Annotated in this window: 16 protein-coding genes and 1 pseudogene; 13 read left to right on the forward strand and 4 right to left on the reverse strand. The window is 58.8% G+C overall.

Going from position 1 to position 19339, the window contains the following annotated elements:
• Positions 1–4: 4 nt before the first annotated feature.
• Positions 5–1516, forward strand: a complete 1512-nt coding sequence (locus BRAD3257_RS13860) for a tripartite tricarboxylate transporter permease (RefSeq protein WP_122402290.1) — start codon at positions 5–7, stop codon at positions 1514–1516.
• 95 nt (positions 1517–1611) lie between these two features.
• Here the strand turns inward: BRAD3257_RS13860 and BRAD3257_RS13865 are convergent, their stop codons facing one another.
• The gene (locus BRAD3257_RS13865) at positions 1612–2805 is read right to left on the reverse strand and encodes a CaiB/BaiF CoA transferase family protein (RefSeq protein WP_162500197.1); all 1194 of its coding nucleotides are present in this window, start codon (positions 2803–2805) and stop codon (positions 1612–1614) included.
• Between the two features lie 260 nt (positions 2806–3065).
• Between BRAD3257_RS13865 and BRAD3257_RS13870 the strand changes: the two are divergent.
• Positions 3066–3675, forward strand: a pseudogene (locus BRAD3257_RS13870) (IS5 family transposase).
• A gap of 432 nt (positions 3676–4107) precedes the next feature.
• The gene (locus BRAD3257_RS13875; protein ID WP_122402292.1) at positions 4108–6009 is read left to right on the forward strand and encodes a polysaccharide biosynthesis protein; all 1902 of its coding nucleotides are present in this window, start codon (positions 4108–4110) and stop codon (positions 6007–6009) included.
• A gap of 302 nt (positions 6010–6311) precedes the next feature.
• On the opposite strand, the gene BRAD3257_RS13880 is transcribed toward BRAD3257_RS13875, so the two are convergent.
• Positions 6312–6614, reverse strand: a complete 303-nt coding sequence (locus BRAD3257_RS13880) for a hypothetical protein (RefSeq protein WP_122402293.1) — start codon at positions 6612–6614, stop codon at positions 6312–6314.
• A 202-nt stretch (positions 6615–6816) separates the two neighbouring features.
• On the opposite strand from BRAD3257_RS13880, the gene BRAD3257_RS41925 reads away from it, so the two are divergent.
• The gene (locus BRAD3257_RS41925; RefSeq protein WP_347338426.1) at positions 6817–8181 is read left to right on the forward strand and encodes a M10 family metallopeptidase; all 1365 of its coding nucleotides are present in this window, start codon (positions 6817–6819) and stop codon (positions 8179–8181) included.
• Entirely contained in the window at positions 8079–9944 is a 1866-nt protein-coding gene (locus tag BRAD3257_RS41930; RefSeq protein ID WP_347338427.1) for a hypothetical protein, read from the forward strand. The genes BRAD3257_RS41925 and BRAD3257_RS41930 overlap by 103 nt, the downstream gene beginning before the upstream one ends.
• A 101-nt stretch (positions 9945–10045) precedes the next feature.
• Here BRAD3257_RS41930 and BRAD3257_RS13900 read toward each other — a convergent pair whose 3' ends face one another.
• Entirely contained in the window at positions 10046–11476 is a 1431-nt protein-coding gene (locus tag BRAD3257_RS13900; protein WP_145987006.1) for a glycosyltransferase family protein, read from the reverse strand.
• A 373-nt stretch (positions 11477–11849) separates the two neighbouring features.
• On the opposite strand from BRAD3257_RS13900, the gene BRAD3257_RS13905 reads away from it, so the two are divergent.
• The 6 genes from BRAD3257_RS13905 (at position 11850) to BRAD3257_RS13930 (ending at position 16994) form a co-directional block, all read left to right on the forward strand.
• On the forward strand, positions 11850–12452 hold the full coding sequence (locus tag BRAD3257_RS13905) for a winged helix-turn-helix transcriptional regulator (RefSeq protein ID WP_244607947.1): 603 nt from the start codon (positions 11850–11852) through the stop codon (positions 12450–12452).
• Positions 12449–12964, forward strand: coding sequence for a transcription termination/antitermination protein NusG (gene nusG, locus BRAD3257_RS13910; protein ID WP_122402296.1), 516 nt, complete (start codon positions 12449–12451; stop codon positions 12962–12964). Before BRAD3257_RS13905 ends, nusG begins: the two co-directional genes overlap by 4 nt.
• 278 nt (positions 12965–13242) lie before the next feature.
• Positions 13243–13893 (forward strand): class I SAM-dependent methyltransferase, encoded by a 651-nt coding sequence (locus tag BRAD3257_RS13915; protein WP_122402297.1) that lies wholly within the window; start codon positions 13243–13245, stop codon positions 13891–13893.
• Between the two features lie 48 nt (positions 13894–13941).
• On the forward strand, positions 13942–14805 hold the full coding sequence (locus BRAD3257_RS13920; protein WP_122402298.1) for an FkbM family methyltransferase: 864 nt from the start codon (positions 13942–13944) through the stop codon (positions 14803–14805).
• Positions 14806–15076: 271 nt separating this feature from the next.
• Entirely contained in the window at positions 15077–16207 is a 1131-nt protein-coding gene (locus BRAD3257_RS13925) for an ABC transporter ATP-binding protein (protein ID WP_283809967.1), read from the forward strand.
• On the forward strand, positions 16200–16994 hold the full coding sequence (locus BRAD3257_RS13930; protein ID WP_160118812.1) for an ABC transporter permease: 795 nt from the start codon (positions 16200–16202) through the stop codon (positions 16992–16994). The genes BRAD3257_RS13925 and BRAD3257_RS13930 overlap by 8 nt, the downstream gene beginning before the upstream one ends.
• A gap of 130 nt (positions 16995–17124) precedes the next feature.
• Here the strand turns inward: BRAD3257_RS13930 and BRAD3257_RS13935 are convergent, their stop codons facing one another.
• Complete coding sequence (locus BRAD3257_RS13935) at positions 17125–18201, reverse strand: CgeB family protein (RefSeq protein ID WP_145987008.1); 1077 nt, start codon at positions 18199–18201, stop codon at positions 17125–17127.
• On the opposite strand from BRAD3257_RS13935, the gene BRAD3257_RS39290 reads away from it, so the two are divergent.
• Both BRAD3257_RS39290 and rfbA read left to right on the forward strand, forming a co-directional pair.
• Entirely contained in the window at positions 18202–18465 is a 264-nt protein-coding gene (locus tag BRAD3257_RS39290; RefSeq protein WP_145987009.1) for a hypothetical protein, read from the forward strand. It begins immediately after the preceding gene.
• The gene (rfbA, locus tag BRAD3257_RS13940) at positions 18462–19337 is read left to right on the forward strand and encodes a glucose-1-phosphate thymidylyltransferase RfbA (protein ID WP_122402302.1); all 876 of its coding nucleotides are present in this window, start codon (positions 18462–18464) and stop codon (positions 19335–19337) included. The genes BRAD3257_RS39290 and rfbA overlap by 4 nt, the downstream gene beginning before the upstream one ends.
• Positions 19338–19339: the final 2 nt, after the last annotated feature.

A 19339-nucleotide genomic window follows, 5' to 3' on the forward strand; every position in this document is an offset into this window, starting at 1 on the left:
CGCGATGGAAGCTCTCGGTCTCCTGCTTCACGGCTTCGCCGTCCTGCTCACCTGGAAGACGCTCGTCCTGATGATGGTCGGGCTCGTGCTCGGCATCTTCGTCGGCGTGCTGCCGGGGCTCGGCGGTCCCAATGGCGTCGCGATCCTGTTGCCGCTCACCTTCACGATGGATCCGACCTCGGCGATCGTGATGCTGTCTTGCATCTATTGGGGCGCGCTGTTCGGCGGCGCCATCACCTCGATCCTGTTCAACATCCCCGGCGAAGCCTGGTCGGTCGCAACCACCTTCGACGGCTATCCGATGGCCCAGCAGGGCAGGGCGGCGGAGGCGCTGACGGCTGCGTTCACGTCCTCCTTCATCGGCTCGCTGGTCGCGGTCCTCCTGATCACCTTCCTCGCACCGATGATCTCGTCCTTCGCGCTGAAGTTCGGCCCGCCCGAGTTCTTCGCCGTGTATCTCTTGACCTTCTGCTCCTTCGTTGGTCTCGGGCGCGAGGCCAAGCACAAGACCGTCATCTCGATGTCGCTGGGCCTGCTGCTCGCCGGCATCGGCATGGATACGGTGTCCGGTAATCTGCGCATGACCTTCGGCTCGCCGGAGTTGCTCCGCGGCATCAACTTCCTGGTCGCCGTCATCGGCCTGTTCGGCATCAGCGAGATCCTGCTGACGATGGAGGAGCGGCTGGCGTTGCGGGGACATGCGGCGGGCATCTCGCTGCGCGTCGTGCTCGGCGTCTGGAAGGACCTGCCGAAATACTGGGTGACGCTGCTGCGCTCCTCCTTCATCGGCTGCTGGCTCGGCATCACCCCCGGAGGCGCGATCGCGGCGTCCTTCATGGGCTACAATCTGGCAAAACGCTTCGCCAAGGAGCCCGATAGTTTCGGCAAGGGCCGCATCGAGGGCGTGTTCGCGCCGGAGACGGCGGCGCATGCCTCCGGCACCTCGGCGCTGCTGCCGATGCTGGCGCTCGGCATTCCCGGCTCGGGTACTGCCGCGATCCTGCTTGGCGGCCTGATGGTGTGGGGGCTCAATCCGGGTCCGCTGCTGTTCGTCGAGCACAAGGACTTCGTCTGGGGCCTGATCGCCTCGATGTATCTCGGCAACGTCCTCGGCCTCGTGCTGGTGCTGACGACGGTGCCGATCTTCGCCTCGATCCTGCGCGTGCCGTTCGCCGCGGTCGCGCCGATGATCGTGGTGTCCTGCGCGATCGGCGCCTACGCGATCCAGAACGCGATGTTCGACATCTGGCTGATGCTCGGCTTCGGCGTTGTCGGCTATGTCTTCAAGAAGATCGGCATTCCGCTCGCACCATTCACGCTGGCGCTGGTGCTCGGCAATCGCGCCGAGGATGCGTTCCGCCTGTCGATGATCGGCGCCGGTGGCGATCTGAAAGTGTTCTGGTCGAACGGACTCGTCGGCTCGATCACGACGCTGGCGATCATTCTCCTGTTCTGGCCGCTGATCGACCGCTTGGTCAGCCGGGTTGGACAGTTGCTGCGCCCGGCTAGAGCGTGATCAGAAACGGCTCGGATGATTTCTTGGCTCCTGCAAGAATATACTGATAGATCAGCATCTTGCGTCGTTTACTCAATGTTATCCATAAGTTGAGGTCATACGACCCTGGCCTTTTTCAGCGCCGCGATCTCGTCGGCGGGAAAGCCGAATTCGGCGAGCACCTCCTCGGTCTGCTCGCCGAATTCCGGCGGCCGCGCCACCATCTTGCTCGGCGTGCGCGACAGCGTTACGGGCTGGCCGACCAAGCGGATGTGACGGTTCTCGGCATTCGGCACGTCCTGCGCGATGCCGAGATGCCTGACTTGCGCGTCCTCGAACATCTGGTCGATGGCGTAGATCGGCCCGCAGGGCACGCCGGCCTCGTTGAGCTCCCTGACCCAGGTCTCGGTCGATTTCGTCACGGTGTGCCTCTCGATCTCGGCGTTGAGCGCATCGCGGTTCTTCGAGCGGGCCGGCGCCGTCGCATAATCCGGATTGGTCACGAGCTCAGGCGCGCCGATCGCCTGCGCACAGCGCTCCCAGATCCGCCCGCCCGTGGTGGCGATGTTGATGTAGCCGTCTGAGGTCTTGAACACGCCGGTCGGAATGCTGGTCGGGTGATTGTTGCCCGCCTGCTTCGCTACTTCCTTTTCCATCAGCCAGCGCGCAGCTTGGAAGTCGAGCATGAAAATCTGCGCCTGCAACAGCGAGGTCTGGACCCACTGACCTTCGCCGGAGGCATCGCGCTCAAGCAGCGCAGTGAGGATGCCGATCGCGCAGAACAGCCCCGCCGTGAGGTCGGCGACGGGAATGCCGACCCGCATCGGGCCGCCGCCCGGCGCGCCGGTGATCGACATCAGCCCGCCCATGCCTTGCGCGATCTGATCGAACCCCGGCCGCTTGTGGTAGGGGCCGTCCTGGCCGAAGCCGGAGATGCTGCCATAGACGATGCGCGGGTTGATCTGGCGCAGGGCTTCATAGTCGATGCCGAGCTTCTTCTTCACGTCGGGGCGGAAATTCTCGACCACGACGTCGGCCTTGGCCGCCAGTCGCTTGAAGACCTCGAGACCGCGAGGGTCCTTCAAATTGAGAGTGATGGCGCGCTTGTTGCGGTGCAGATTCTGAAAGTCCGAGCCGTGCCGCGGGCCGCCCGGCTGCTCGCCGCCTGCGTCCTCGGTGAGCGCGTCGATCTTGATGACGTTGGCGCCCCAGTCCGCAAGTTGCCGCACGCAGGTGGGCCCGGACCGGACGCGGGTCAGATCAAGCACGGTGAAGCGCGACAGGGCTTCTGAGGCGTGGGGAAAAGGCATACTGATGGGCTCCGGGACAGATCGCGCGCCTACCATAGTGCCCGAATGAAGAGGCCGCAAAGGTTGTCAAAGGCGAGCGACGTTCGCCAATTCTCGGGCTTGATTTAGGTGGCGTCGATGTTAGGCGGCTTCAGGCCGCGGCTGCTCAACCCGATGCATTCTTAATATGGCAGATGTAATCGTACACTAGGCTGTGTGGACTCTAACGATTCCCTTTTGAGAGCAAAATCAGATTCAAGGCTTCTTTTTGGGAGGCGGCCTTGGGTGTGATGGATCGGCTGGTGTTGAGCGATGCGGCTTGGGAGCGGATGGCGCCGCTGATCATAGGTCGACCTGACCAGAAGGGCTCGACCGGGCGCGAAAATCGGATGTTCGTGGAAGGTGTGCTTGGATCGTGCGTACGGGCTCACCCTGGCGCGATCTTCCCCATCGTCCGGGCGCGTCAGCACGCCGCCGGGGCTAAAAAAGGGGGTCTGAAGATCAGGCGCTTGGCCGCTCGCGCGGCGGCCTGAGCACGAAGATACATATGGCCGTTCGCGGCTTGGGATGTCCTGTACGGTTCACGCTCACCGCAGGCCAGAAGGGCGATGCACCACAAGCCGCCGCATTGATCGAGGGACTGCCCGCCGAGGTCGTCATGGCCGATACAGCTTATGACGCCGATCATTTGCGCCAAGACATCGCCGCTAAAAAGGCGCTCGCGGTCATCCCAACAACCCGTCACGCGCACTCAAATATCCGCTCGACAAACATCTCTATGCCCAGCGCCATCTCGTGGAATGTTGCTTCTCAAAACTCAAGCAATTCCGCCGCGTCGCCACTCGTTTCGAAAAAAAACCGCCCGATGCGATAAGTGTCCACACCGCCTAGGGCTGGGTTCGGAGAACCGTCGACCGCTGATCAAGGGCGCATTGATCGGGCCCCGCCGGTAGGGGAGCCGTGAGGGCGTAGCACTACGAACGAGCGATACTCGATTGAGGTATGAAAATACCGATAACATGTGTGAGGTAAGTCTACAACGTCAATCTAGGAAAGTTTGCCGCCGTTGGGGGCTACTTCTGAAAGTGCGGCTAAGGGCTTGACTGCGCGGATCGGATTCGCACATGGACCCTCTGACCGTTCGGAGACCGACGAAGGGTCCGTGATCGAGGCCAGCCACTTCAAACCGCTGGGGCGCCCGTCCCTATACGGAACGAGATCGAAGAATTATCGGCGGGTCTTGACAGTAGTACAGCCGAATCCTTGAGGTTAAAACCAAAATGGACTTGAGTGTGCTGTCCACATTCTCGAGAGCGTATTTAAATGACACCTTTGTCAAGCCTCACTTCGCGCAACTTCCTTATCGCGGCGCACGATGCGCTTGCCACGGCGATGGCGGTGCTTGCAAGTTTCTATCTACGATTTGAAGGAGATGCCCTGCTCGAGCGCTTGCCCTTGTTAGCTCGAATTCTGCCGCTGTTTGTCGCTCTAAGCGTAATTGTTTGTTACGTGTTCAATCTGACGACGACGAAGTGGCGTTTCTTTTCATTGCCCGACGGCCTCAACGTTCTTCGCGCGGCCTCGGTTCTCACCGTCGCACTCGTCGCGTTGGATTACGTCTTCTTGGCGCCCAACCTCTACGGAACGTTCTTCTTAGGTAAGTTGACGATTATCCTATACTGGTTCCTTCAGGTATTTCTGCTCAGCGCTTCTCGGTTTGCATATCGCTACTTCCGCTATACGCGTACGTTACATCATGCCCGGGAACGAAGTGCCACTCCAACGTTGATGGTTGGTAGAGCCGCCGACCTCGAAATTCTTCTTCGCGCGATCGAAAATGGCTCGGTGAAGGCTATTTGGCCGGTTGGCCTATTGTCTCCATCGCGTGCCGATTGGGGGCAGTTGGTTCGCAATATCCCGGTGTTGGGCGGATTAGACGATCTGCAGGAAGTGGTTCGGGACTTTGCAGACCGCAAGTGGTCCATTGCTCGGCTCGTGATGGGCCCTTCGGCATTCGAGACCGATGCACATCCCGAGAAAATTCTGGTTCAGGCTCGGAAGCTTGGGCTGGTCGTAAGCCGTTTGCCATCTTTGGACGGGGATGAGGTACCTCAGTTAAGGCCGATCGCAATTGAGGATCTGCTGCTCCGAGCTACCCAGACAATTGACCACGGCCGGATCGAGCAATTGGTCAAAGGAAAGTCGATTGTAGTCACGGGCGGAGCCGGATCGATCGGTTCTGAGATATGCGAGCGTGTCATTCTACACGGAGCAAGTCGCGTTCTCGTGATCGATAATTCTGAGCCCGCACTGTACGGCGTGATGGAAACGCTGTCAGCGCGCAGCTTCCACGCCAAAATAGAGGGCAGAATAGCTGATGTGCGGGATCGAAATCGCGTTCTCCAGCTATTGCACGAGTTTAAGCCCGACATCGTTTTTCACGCTGCCGCACTGAAGCACGTTCCAATCCTCGAGCGCGATTGGAGCGAAGGCGTAAAGACCAACGTAGTTGGGTCGATCAATGTTGCGGATGCAGCGGTGGCTTCGGGAGTCGAAGCCATGGTGTTGATCTCCACCGACAAAGCGATTGAACCCGTTTCGATGCTAGGTCTCACAAAGAGATTTGCTGAGATGTACTGTCAGGCCCTTGATCACGACATTCGGTGTTCAGGACCGCAAACCACACGGCTCATATCAGTGCGCTTCGGGAATGTATTAGCATCCAAAGGATCAGTCGTTCCAAAATTTAAGGCCCAGATCGAGGCGGGAGGGCCGGTGACAGTTACACATCCGGATATGCTTCGCTATTTCATGACCATTCGGGAAGCGTGTGACTTGGTCATCACGGCTGCATCACACGCCGTGGAGTCTGGCGGCCATGAGGCCTCCGTCTACGTGCTCAACATGGGACAGCCGGTCAAAATAGTCGATTTGGCTGAACGCATGATAAGGCTGTCAGGCCTCGAGCCCGGCCGAGACATTGAGATTTCGTTCAGTGGAATGAGGCCAGGCGAACGACTGAATGAAAAGCTGTTTGCTCGCGAAGAGCCGCCTTTCGATATTGGAATTCAAGGGGTGATGGCAGCGAAGCCCAACCAGCCTTCCATTTTACAGATGAAACGGTGGTTGGATATGCTCGACCGAGCAACCGCGAAGGTCGATCGGAATGCCATTCTCGCAGTGTTGCATGAAGCGATCCCCGAATGCGGATCGGATGCGGCGTAGGGGCGATCTCTCTGTAAGACGGACGCCGAGACGCTTGAGCTGAGCCAGCATTTGGTCAAGCGCATAGCTCGGGCTGCATGTTCGGGTGATCTCGTTGAGCTGTCTGAAATAGATCTCGTTTCACCGTGCGCTTTCCGATCTAAGGGTTCAGCGCATCTCTTGGGGCAGGCTGGCACGGTCGCATAGTGGGGAATGGGGTTACGTGCTCCGACGCGCCGAGCTTGTTGCCGCACAAATTCTGGTCTCCCCGGCCACTGCCGCGGCCCCGCCCGGCTTCTGATGTGTGCGTCGGGACCAACGAGCTAGCGTGACAACCGTCTCAGCTCGGCGCGCGCCTTGTCGGCGAGGGGATCGTCGCCGTGACGGGCGATGAAGAGCTCGAACGCCTCCGGCGTGCCCTTGCGGCGGGCGAGCTCATATTCCTCGGCAATGGCGGCGGAAGGGTCCCGGGCAGGTGGAACCGAGGACGCGCGCGGCGCCCTGCCGCTGTCGTTCGCATTGGCTTTCCCGGCCATGGCGGGCAGTCCTCCGAAGGGCAGATGGCATGGCGCAGCCAGCACCGCCAGGGCAACGAACAGACCGGCCGCGAATGGGCGTAATCTCATGAGTTCCCTTGCAGATTACTGCCGAAGCAGGAACCGCCAGCCTCGGTCGGAGCCCGTATGACTACGGGATTTGATGGCTAACACGGTCCTATTGAAGGGAGCTGGGTGGTGTTGCCAAACTTAAACCAAAGGTATCACTCTGTAGCTAGAATCATCCGCCTGCGCACCGAATCGCGCGCGCCGTGCTGCTCCGGAGGTTCCCTTGGCCAATGCTGTCACCGTTAGTGCGACCAACAATGCCGACATCGACGGCATGCTGTCGGGCTACAAATGGTCCGGCACGATCACCTACAGCTTTCCCGACTCGCGCAGCGACTATGCCAACCCCTACAGCGGCGGCGACAGCGAACCGACCACCTCGGGCTTTGCTTCCGCGCCCAGCCAGATGCAGGCGGCGATCAACTACGCAATCGGGCTGATCCTCAGCTACACCAACGCCGACATCCGGTATGCGGGGACCAACGGCGCCGACATCATGATCGCGCAGTCGCCGGCGGCCAATCCGACCTCATACGCCTACTACCTCGGCAACTATGCCGCCAGCGGCGATGTCTGGTTCGGTACCCAGTACGACTACACGCAGGCGCGGCTCGGCAACTACTATTTCACGACGGCGCTGCACGAGCTCGGCCACGCTTTCGGCCTCAAGCACAGCCAGGAGACGGGCGGTGTTGCCAACGTCGCGGTGCCGACCGCGCATGACGACAGCGAATACACCGTCATGAGCTATCGCAGCTATGTCGGCGGTCCGCTGACCGGCTACACCAATGAAGCCTACGGATATCCGCAGACCTACATGGCCAACGATATCCTTGCGCTGCAAACAATGTACGGCGCGGACTACACCACGCAGAGCAGCAACACCGTCTACACGTGGAGCCCGACCACCGGTCAGGAGTTCATCAACGGCGTCGGCCAGCCGGCGGACAATGGCGGCGCCGGCGGTTCGGCCAACCGCATCTACGAGACGGTCTGGGACGGCGGCGGCGTCGACACCTACGATCTGTCGAACTATACGACGAACCTGAGCATCAACCTCAATCCCGGCGCATCGTCGGCATTTTCCTCCACGCAACTGGCCTACCTCGGCAACGGCCACTATGCGGCAGGTAACGTCTACAACGCCTACCTCTACAACAATGACGCGCGTTCCTACATCGATAACGCCATCGGCGGCTCCGGCAACGACACGATCGTCGGCAACGCTATCGCCAACACGCTGACCGGCGGCTCGGGCAACGATACGATCACCGGCGGCGGCGGCAACGACACCATCATCGGCGGAGCCGGCACCGATACGGCAGTCTATTCGGGCAGCGAAGCAAATTACGCCATTTCCTACAATTCGGCGACGCAGACCTTCACCATTGCCGACCAACGTTCCGGCTCGCCTGACGGCACCGATACCGTGAGGGGGTGGAATATTTCGGGTTTGCTGACATCACGGTTGCGAGTTCGGCATTTGTGGCGCCGATCACGATCGAGTCGCTGGGGTCGACGAGTTTGGTTCAATATGGGGGCAACTACTATCTCAACCCGGTTTCGGGAGGGACAGGCCCAGAGCTGAAGTACATTGGTTCTCCGGTCGCTGTTGGCCAATTCGGAAGTACGGTGCCAATCGGAGTCGAGGCGACTGCGTCCGGCTACGAGGTCGCTTGGAAGATTACGGGCGCGGATCAGTATTCAGTATGGACGACCGACAGCACGGGGCACTACCTGTCGAACACGGCTCTCGTGAACGGCTTCGTGTTTGGAGCCGACCCTGCCCTGCAGGCGCTGGAGACGAGCTTCCAGCAGGACCTGAATGGGGACGGACATGTCGGGCTTGTCCCCACCGTGGTGGAGGCGAACGGATCAACCCGTCTCACAGAGATTGCGGACCACTTCTACCTCTATGACAGCAATGGGGTGGGACCCTCGCTGAAGATTTACGGTACGGATTATGTGCAGGGAGAGTTTGGCGGTTGGACGCCGATCGGCGCGGAGCAGACGAGCAGTGGATATGAGGTTGCCTGGAAGCTCGCCGGCGCGGATCAGTACTCGGTGTGGACGACCGACAGCACGGGACGCTACCTGTCGAACACGGCTCTCGTGAACGGCTTCGTGTCTGGAGCCGATCCCGCCCTGCAGGCGCTGGAGACGAGCTTCCAGCAGGACCTGAACGGGGACGGACATGTCGGGCTTGTCCCCACCGTGGTGGAGGCGAACGGATCAACCCGTCTCACAGAGATTGCGGACCACTTCTACCTCTATGACAGCAATGGGGTGGGACCCTCGCTGAAGATTTACGGTACGGATTATGTGCAGGGAGAGTTTGGCGGTTGGACGCCGATCGGCGCGGAGCAGACGAGCAGCGGATATGAGGTCGCCTGGAAGCTCGCCGGCGCGGATCAGTACTCGGTGTGGACGACCGACAGCACGGGACGCTACCTGTCGAACACGGCTCTCGTGAACGGGTTCGTGACTGGAGCCGATCCCGCCCTGCAGTCGCTGGAGACGAGCTTCCAGCAGGACCTGAACGGGGACGGACATGTCGGGCTTGTCCCCACCGTGGTGGAGCCGAACGGATCAACCCGTCTCACAGAGATTGCGGACCACTTCTACCTCTATGACAGCAATGGGGTGGGACCCTCGCTGAAGATTTACGGTACGGATTATGTGCAGGGAGAGTTTGGCGGTTGGACGCCGATCGGCGCGGAGCAGACGAGCAGTGGATATGAGGTTGCCTGGAAGCTCGCCGGCGCGGATCAGTACTCGGTGTGGACGACCGACAGCACGGGACGCTACCTGTCGAACACGGCTCTCGTGAACGGCTTCGTGTCTGGAGCCGATCCCGCCCTGCAGGCGCTGGAGACGAGCTTCCAGCAGGACCTGAATGGGGACGGACATGTCGGGCTTGTCCCCACCGTGGTGGAGGCGAACGGATCAACCCGTCTCACAGAGATTGCGGACCACTTCTACCTCTATGACAGCAATGGGGTGGGACCCTCGCTGAAGATTTACGGTACGGATTATGTGCAGGGACAGTTTGGCGGTTGGACGCCGATTGGCGCGGAGCAGACGAGCAGTGGATATGAGGTTGCCTGGAAGCTCGCCGGCGCGGATCAGTACTCGGTGTGGACGACCGACAGCACGGGACGCTACCTCTCGAACACCGCTCTCGTGAACGGCTTCGTGACTGGAGCCGATCCCGCCCTGCAGGCGCTGGAGACGAGCTTCCAGCAGGACCTGAACGGGGATGGGGTCCTCGGATCTTCGGCACATCAGCAGCAAAGCGGCCTGCCTGCGGGTGCAGATCACTTAAATGATGGTCATTTCTTTTTCGTGTGAGTTCTTTCCATAGTCACTTCATTGACTCCACCAGAAGGCCGCAGGCCGCACCTTGCGCAGTTCGGCGCAATGTGTAGATGGCCGCGATAAGGGCCGAACACTTATCCGGTCGCGACTTCGGATTTGGTGCGCCCATTCGTAGAATCTACAAGCCATGAGGGGAGGGCGTCGGCCAAGCTTCGCTTGAGCGCATCAAGCGATTGCGCTTCGTTGTAAGACTCGAAGCTGAAGCCTTCCTTTGGCTGCTTAGAAAGCCAGTCAATTCTTTCGAGGATCGCTTGTGCGTCGCCTTCTGGCGCAACAGCTCCGATATTGAAGCGGCGAACGCGATCACCCATCAAGGAGCTCTCGGAGACCAAGATAGGACGGTAGAGACCCGCCGCCTTTGCCAATGCGTTGGAAGAACTACTGAAATCTTGATAGACGGCGTAGATGATATCGCTTGCAGCGATGACGGCGTTGTAGTCAGCCTCGCTCCGGACGTATCCTTGCGAGATGTAAACGTTGTGAGGCTGCCGTGCGTAGAACGTCCGAATCCGGTCCTGGTGCTCACCAAAAGTTTCCCAATGTACCTCGCCGATCAAAACAAAGAAGAACCGGTTCGGGTCGGCGGCAACGATAACGTCAAGCAGCGTTTGAATGCCCTTATGCGCAGTAATGGAGCCAATCTGCAGAATTATCTTACGGCTACCTGCTTGCTTGCGTATGTCCCTGGCAAGCTCCGGCAGTTCGGCCGGCAATTCGAGATCAGCCACATCGGGGACGAGCGCGAAATGTAAGTGCTGCATTATCTTCGCATATGCGGGGATCGCAGAAGGCACCAGGAAAATACCACCCCGCACATTCGCCGTTCTGAAATAGCCTTCTGCGGACGCATGGGGACTCCGCGCCAAGCGAGGGTGAAAAAGAATTCCGATCCACGGCAGGGCTCCGGGGCGATCCAGTACCATAGTGTTCTGCGCATGCTCGACCATCAAGTCGAGATAGAGAAAAAGCACCAGGTCTGGACGCGGCTCTCTAAGAGTCGAAATCAGTTTGTCGATGCAATCGAGTAAGGGATAGAATTGAATTCGGCTAAAATCGACAAGAGTCGGCACATTCAAACCACTGGCAAATTTGGTTCGCAAGAAACGGCGCACCAGCGCGCGTTTAACTCGCCCGAGCTTGGGCCGCATGGTTCGCATTGGAACGCTGATGCCGCGCCTCAAGATGCCGATAGCGCCCTCCTCTTGCCAGACAAGCTGAGCGCGCCGCAAGGCGTTCATTTGGCTGCGCGCCGAGCACTGCGCCGCGACGGGTGTCTGTGCCTGGTCAAACGAAACAGATGAACGTGCCTGGTCAAACGAAACAAATGAAAAGGAGGATGCCGCCTCCGAACTCGTGCGCGCAAGATAGTCCGCAGCGCCTCCGTCGGTTTCGGCCAGTAGAATCACTCGGTTTCCGAGCTCGACGAGCGCCCTTGAATAGAGGCGCGCATATGCGTCCAGGTGTCCGCGCCCGGAAATTGGATTGACGAGAAGTATAGATTTCATAGCCCACTCAAAAAGGTTGGAGAGCGACGGTCGCAACCTGCTGCGATCTCGCAACGGAAGTAAACTCGAATATGAGCAGCCTCAGTCTGACGTCCATTTCGCACTGGGCCTCAACCATTGTGGTCTCTGCGCATCGACCGGCACTATCACAAGGACTTGACACTTCCAACGCGCTGCAGTGGACAAGCGGTTCGCTATCCTAACGCGCTGGTTCTATGGTATTGAAATATTTTGAATAATTGCCTCTTTGCGATTTTGGTTTGACGTTCATGGCCTGAACAGTCTAGTTGTTCATGGCTTGAACGGGCGGAATTATTCGGTTGGGACCATGGTTGGCGGTGACGAGCACCACGGGATGCAGGAGGCGCGGATCATGCTTGGCCTGCTGGAGTCCGTGGAGCGGGACGGGGCTCAGACCCAGCGCCGGCTTGCATCCGAACTCGGCGTCGCGCTCGGGCTTGTCAACGCCTACCTGAAGCGCTGCGTCAAGAAGGGGCTGATGAAGGTCGCTCAGGCGCCGGCGCGGCGTTATGCCTATTACCTGACGCCGCAAGGCTTTGCCGAGAAGGCGCGCCTGACGGTCGACTATTTCTCTCATTCGTTCGCATTTTTCCGGCGTGCCAGATCGGAATACAGCGAATTGTTTGCGCTGGCGGTCAGCCGAGGCTTCTCCCGCCTGGTGCTGGCCGGGGCTTCCGATCTCGCCGAGATCGCGACGATCTGTGCGCTCGAGAGCGGTGTGGGAATCGTCGCTGTCGTCGACAAGTCCTGCACCAAGTCCAAGTCCGTCGGGGTTCCGGTCTTCGGCTCTTTCGATGACGTGACGGTTGGCTTCGATGCGGTTGTCGTCACGGCGCTCCAGGACGCCAGCGAAGTCTGGTGCGAAGTTCGCGCGCGCTACGGCTCCGAACGCATTTTTGTCCCGCCGTTGCTCGGGCTCGCCGACCAGGCGCGGCCCTCGGAGCATGCCGGATGAGCGATCTCGCCCCCAAGCAATGGTACGTCGTGCAGACCCGGCCGCATTCAGAGAATACGGCCGCGGCTCACCTGCAGCGCCAGGGCTTCAACATTTACATTCCGCGCTATCTCAAGTGCAGGCGGCACGCCCGGCGTGTCGAGACGGTCGCGGCGCCGCTCTTTCCCGGCTACCTATTTGTCGCAATCGACCTGGCGGTTCAGCGCTGGCGATCGATTCAGTCGACCGTCGGTGTGGCGCGGCTGGTCTGCAATGGCGAGCAGCCGGCGGAAGTGCCGCCCGGCGTTATCGCCTCGCTGCAGTCCGGCGAAGACGATCGAGGGCTGATCCAGCTGGAACGAACGTTCCAGTTCAGATCCGGCGACAAGGTTCGGGTGCTCGACGGCGTGTTCGCGGCCTGTCTGGGGCTGTTCCAAGGCGTGACCGACGGTCAACGAGTGGCGATCCTGCTCGACATGCTTGGCCGCAAGGTCAGGGTCGTGCTTGACGCTGATACTGTCGAGGCGGCATAGCACCGGCCGTCGCGAATGCCTTTGCTCTGGGGAAGCGATTCACCCGGAGTGCGGTAGCGTGCCGTGAGCCGTTAGGTTTCTTTTGCTGGAATGTCAGTGAAAGCCTCCTCGGCCAGTACCCTGCAGCTGAGCAAGATCTGACGGTCCGAGGCAACAAGACTGCTTTTGCTATGATTGTGCAACGTGTGCTGCGCCGATTGAGGCGATTTTCCGAAACCGTACTGAGGCGTAGTGCATCCGTGCAATCTGCGCCGTGTACGCCCGTCGTGGCTCCGCCCATGCACAGCAAGCTGGCGACCAACATGGATATTTTGGGGCACGGCTATGGGCAGCTGCGAACCTTCGATTCTGGTCGACCAACCGACGATCTTGGACATTCGCTGCCTTGGTTTACCTATCCCACGATCGAATACCTGAAGCGTTTTGATTGCAGCGGCTGGCGTGTCTTCGAGTATGGTGCGGGAGAATCGACAAGCTACTGGTGTAGGAGAGGGGCCATCGTCACTTCCGTTGAACACAACGAAGAGTGGTTTACGGAAATGAAACGCCGGTCACTACCAGGCGCGACGATTTGGTACCGCAGTGATAGAGACGCCTATGCAAATGCGATCCGTGAAGCCGGTACCCGATTTGATGCAATCGTTATCGACGGCGTCTTCCGTGAAACCTGTGCCGAAGTATGCACTGAATACCTGAACGAGGGTGGCATGCTTATTCTGGACAATTCGGATTGGTACCACCAAACAGGTGCAAGAATTCGTGAGATGGGATTCCTCGAGGTCAGCTTTAGCGGGTTTGGACCAGTTAATGACTATACATGGACCACTTCACTGTTCTTCAAGACAGTGAGCCGGGGGCATAGTTTGAGTTCCCCCGATCCCATCGGAGGACTTGTGCTTCGGCCCGATGCGGTTGACCAGTGGTGGTGAAATCCTCGCGCCTTTTCTCTCGTCTCAAACACGCAGCAACCTGCAAGGTTGCTGATCACGGAGTTTATCGTTGTGTTGCTGGGTAAAGTCAGCAGTTGGATTGAACGTCAGGCAGCCTCGAGGAGGCAACGTAGAGCAGAGCGAGCCGCGCTTCAGCTGCGTAAGCTGATCGATTGCAAGGTCGAGCTTAGCGACGACATGGTGGAAGCTGTCGTTGAGCGAGGTCGCCCGAAAGTGGTGCGGGTGCTCGCAAGAACCGAACCCGTCTACATCCAGGAACGAGCTCTGACGTTCTCCCAAGAGGGCGAGGACCTGATCCTGGCACGCATGTTCGAAGGCCGAAGCAAGGGCTTTTTCGTGGATGTTGGGGCCTACCATCCGTATCGTTTTTCTAACACCTTCTTGCTCTATAACGCAGGCTGGCGTGGCATCAATATAGACGCCACACCGGGTTCGATGCGCGCTTTCGAACAAATGCGGTCCGAAGATATCAATATTGAATGCTTTGTCGGCAATCCCGCTTCGGAGAAGACTTTCACATGCTACAATGAGCCTGCGTTGAATACCGGATCACAGGTGGTTCTCGAATCGCGCGTGCTTCCGTCGTCCCACTACTGGGCGGTCGGCGCCTCCACGGTGCGTCCGCGCAGCCTTTCAAGTATCCTCGACGAGTATAAGCCGCGCGACGTAACGATCGACATTTTGAGTCTCGATGTCGAGGGTTGCGAGGAGGAGGTTCTTGAATCGAACGATTGGTCGCGCTACCGGCCGGAAGTTATCGTAATGGAGCAGCTGTCGACGGACGTGGAGGAGAGCATGCGGCATCCGACGACGAGCATCTTGAAGGATCGGGGCTATCGGCTTGTCGCGAAAGCTTTCAACAGCGCTATCTTCAAGCGGAACGATCGTTAGCCTCAAACTCAAGCGGAACGATCGTTAGCCTCAAACTGTCGTCACAGGTTCATTTTCTGACTTCTGAACTTCAACAACTCAACCGACATCACACGAGTTCCATGCACAGCAGTTCACCCTCGATCCGCGTCGATAGGGTCACGAAGGATTACAGGATCTATTCAACCGCCATTGATCGATTCCGCGATGCGTTGGGCTGGCGCGCCAGTTTCAAGGAGTTCTCCGCCCTCTCCGAGGTCTCACTCAATGTGAAGGCTGGCGAATTCTGGGGATTGTGGGCAAGAATGGCTCCGGGAAATCCACGTTGCTGAAGATCATCGCCGGACAGCTCCAAGCCACGAAAGGTTCGGCAAGGTGTCATGGTCGGGTCGCGCTGCTGCAGCTAGGTCTCGGCTTCGATCCTGAACTGACGGGGCTGGAAAATATCAAGTACTCGCGCCTACTTCAAAATCTCACCGACGACTACAAGCAGATCGTCGACTTCGTGAGAGACTTTTCTGAGCTGGGCGACTTTATCAACTATCCCGTCAAGACCTACTCATCAGGAATGTACTCGCGGTTAGCGTTTGCAACTGCAATAGCCGGAGATCCTGACATCCTCATTGCCGACGAGGTGCTGGCAGTCGGAGACATGAATTTCTCCCAGAAATGCCTGGCAAAAATGCGGGAGTTCAAGGAGCGCGGGAAGACCGTTGTGCTGGTGACGCATGACATTGGCGCTGTGAAGAATTTTTGCGATCATGCAGTTTGGCTCAATGAGGGAAAAGTCATATCGTCCGGGTCGGCGACGATGGTTGCGGAAGAGTTTCGCAATTTTATGTTGTACGGTGTTGTGAGTTTGCTGAGCCACGATCAAGCCGCGTCCGTGGAAAGCGATCAAGTCACCGCTGGATCAAGCGAGGGCGGCCTTCGTCCGGACTGGATTATACCGAACAAGAGTAGGCGAACGGTCTCGGTTGGAAAAGTTGCATTTTGCGGTTACCGATACGTCGATCCTCTTAACCAAAGAGCGATGGCCAGTTTACAGCCCGGTGAACAGGTGGGCCTAGAGATCGAGCTCTGTTTCCTTGAGCCGGTGGAGATCGGCTCGTTCGCGTTCACGCTGCATGATCGGAGCGGCAATATCGCCGTACATTTGAATTCCGAGTTTTTTGACGGAAAACCGGTAGCAGGCTCGGGTGGTCAGACCATGACGGCGAGATTTGTGTTCGATGTGCCGCCGCTGGCGGACGGCGACTACTCGATTTCGTTCGGATGTTCGGACCGATCAGGCTCGCTGGTCGAAAAGTACGACTACGATTCAACAATCGAAATACATCATCCGAAATCGCCTGCCACCGACCGGCAGGGAGGATATGTGGTCATCCCCTGCGCAAAGTTCGAAGTCGACAACAATGTTTGAGTTCTTTCGTGACGCGTACCTGCACAGGAAAATCCTGCTGCAGCTCGTCAAGCGCGATTTGCTCTCCGCTCACCATGGATCGGTTCTGGGCGCGTTTTGGGTGCTGATTGAGCCTCTCGCCTACATCGCGTTGACGCTATGTTTTTTCCAGTTTGCTATCAGGGGCGGTGAGCGGCCCGGTGTTTCCTATGTCGCCTGGGTGTTGCCGCAAATCGTTTTTTGGACATTCGCTAGTTCCTCCATCAGTTCCTCCGTCTCCATGGTTCGGGAATACAGCTTCCTGCTGCGGCATCACCATTTCGACTTGCGACTGGTCGCGCTGATCAAGATTTCCTCGGCCGCTGTCGTTCATTTCATTCTGTTAGCTGTCGTGATGACCTTTCTGGTTGTGCATTCCGGGTTGGGCCTTCACCTGCAAACACTTTCTCTGATCTATTTCTTTGTCGCAATGTACGCTCTGTTGCTCGGCACGGCATGGGTGATTTCTTCGTTGGGCGTATTCTGGAAAGATGTTCGCGGTGTCGTTTCCATCCTGCTGCAGGCGGGGTTTTGGATCAGCCCGATCTTCTGGGAGCCGAGCGGATTTCCGAAGCCGATCGCTTTCGTGATGTATGCAAATCCTTTCTTCTACCCCATAAATGGCTATCGGAAGTCGATTATCGCGGCAGATTTCGGCGTGCCGTTCTGGCAGTTTACCTTGTATTATTGGTGCGTGGTCGCCGTGCTCTTGTACGTTGGGTCGCGATTGTTCAGTCGACTTTCCAAGACCTTCGGCGACGTACTTTGAATTTGGGCGAGACCAGCAAGGGAGCTCTTGCCGGCCTTAACGTCACAAAGAGCTTGTTCGCGCGGCCCGGGCAAGAGGCGGTGCGGGTGATCGCGGAGGAGATTGTTGCCATCGCGCGCAAATGACGCGATCAGCTCATGTAGCGCTGGAACATGGCGACCAGCTCTTTGGCGCGATTGAGATATGAATGTTCGGTGAGCGTACGGCGCTGGCCGGCCTCGGCGATCCGGTCCCGTTCGGCCGTGTTCCGGTTGTAGTAGCGGATCAGATCGAGGCACTCCTCGGGACTGCCGTAGCAGACGATTTCCCGGCCGGGTTCGAAGATCTCGGCAATGTTCGACTTGAGATCGTTGAGCAGCAGGCAGCCCATTCCAGTCGCCTCGTAGAGGCGCATGTTGTTTGCGTAGTTTTCGGCAATCCCGATGTGGTTGTTGACCGTGATCTTGGAGCGTCCCAGGGCGGCGAACATGTCTGTACCCCAGGCCTCACCGTGGTAGTGCCGGTGGATCGGCGATTCGGCTGGAAACTGATCGATTCCGTTTCCCCAGATGTCGAGATCCGTTTGCCCGCTCAACCATTCGATCAATCGCGCCCGAGCCGGGTGGGCCGGCGAAAGACTGCCGACGAAGGATACGTCGCAATCGCGCTCGCGTATCGAAACGTGATCCAGCACCCTGCGGTCGAATGCGAGGCGGTTAAGTTCTGCGGCGAGCCCGCGCTTGCGATAGTAGGCCACAAAGTTCGGCAGGGAGGAAATCATCAGGTCGTAGGCACGATAGTCCTCGTCGTCGGGCAGAGGCGAGGCGATCTGGCCGACGATCAGCTTGGCATATGGCTTGATTTGCTCCAGAAGATCGGAGCCGACCTCGCTTACGGACTGATTGAGGATGACGTCCGGCTTATAGTCCCTGACTTGCGCGATCAATATTTGCTCCAGGCGCCAGGGCGTTATGTCGAACGGGCTCCTGAGCGTGTCGCGTGTCGTCGCCGGGACGGGACGCAGCCTTCGCGACACGCGTCGGACGATATTCCCAAGCCTTCCAGGAAGCGCGAAGGCGCGTGGCGGAGTGCGCCCGTGCTCGACCATGTATTGACGCTGCAGCAGGCCATTATTGGCGTGGACTTCCCATGCGTCGTGTCCGCGGGCCCTGAAACCACGCGAGTAGGCGTCAAAAACGCCAAAAAGACTGGCATTACGCGCCTCCATTTGGCGATCGAACGAGGCGACGGCAAGGTCGGGCTGGATGCCGTAGTGCTGCTTCAGGAATGCGGGATAGTCCGTATTGATGATCAGGATTCTCAACGTATTTCCCCTCGGGCTCCATCACGCTATATAAAGTCCGGCACAGAAGGGGGCAAATATCCTGCAGATATCATTGCCAATTTGATTGTGGCAAGGCAGTACACGGGACGTGGGATCGCGGGGCGGTCGATCGGCGGCGGGCGCAAACCGGAAAAGGAAGGCGAATGAAGCGTCGTGGAATAGTACTGGCGGGGGGCACCGGGTCGCGCCTGTTTCCGATGACGTCGGTCGTCAGCAAACAACTGCTGCCGATCTACGACAAGCCGATGATCTATTACTCGCTGTCGACGCTGCTGCTCGCCGATATCAGGGTGATCCTGCTGATCTCGACTCCACGAGATGTTCCCTCGTTCCGCCAGCTGCTCGGCGATGGTTCGCGGCTGGGTATTCGGATCGAATATGCGGTCCAGGATAAGCCGAGGGGCCTTGCCGAGGCCTTCCTGATCGGAGAACGCTTCCTGGACGGGGCCCCGAGTGCTCTCGTGCTCGGCGACAATGTATTTTACGGCCAAGGTTTCTCGGATTCCCTTGCGCACGCCTCGATCCGGCAGGGCGGCGCCACCGTGTTCAGCTATCCCGTCCAGAACCCGCGCGAGTTCGGCGTGGTCACGTTCGACGAGAATGGCCGGGCGACCCACATCGATGAAAAGCCGGAAAACCCCAAATCGAATTCGGCGGTCGTCGGTCTATACTTCTACGACGAGCGCGCACCTCAACTCGCCAAGACGGTGGTACCGTCGGCGCGTGGGGAACTCGAGATAACCGACCTGAACCGGCGCTATCTCGAACTCGGAGAATTGTATGTCGAGCAGCTCGGGCGCGGCTTTGCGTGGCTGGATACGGGAACCTGTGCCTCGATGCTCGAGGCAACGAACTTCGTTGCAACGCTGCAGAGACGCCAGGGGTTGCGCATCGCCTGCCTTGAGGAGATCGCCTACCGAAAGGGGTGGATCGGGCGGGCAGAGCTCATGGCCAGCGCCGAGCAATTCAGCGCCAGCGAGTACGGCGCCTATGTGCGCGAATTGCCGTTGATTGTTTGAGG

The organism is Bradyrhizobium vignae (genome assembly GCF_900324035.1).
GTDB classification, from domain to species: domain Bacteria; phylum Pseudomonadota; class Alphaproteobacteria; order Rhizobiales; family Xanthobacteraceae; genus Bradyrhizobium; species Bradyrhizobium vignae.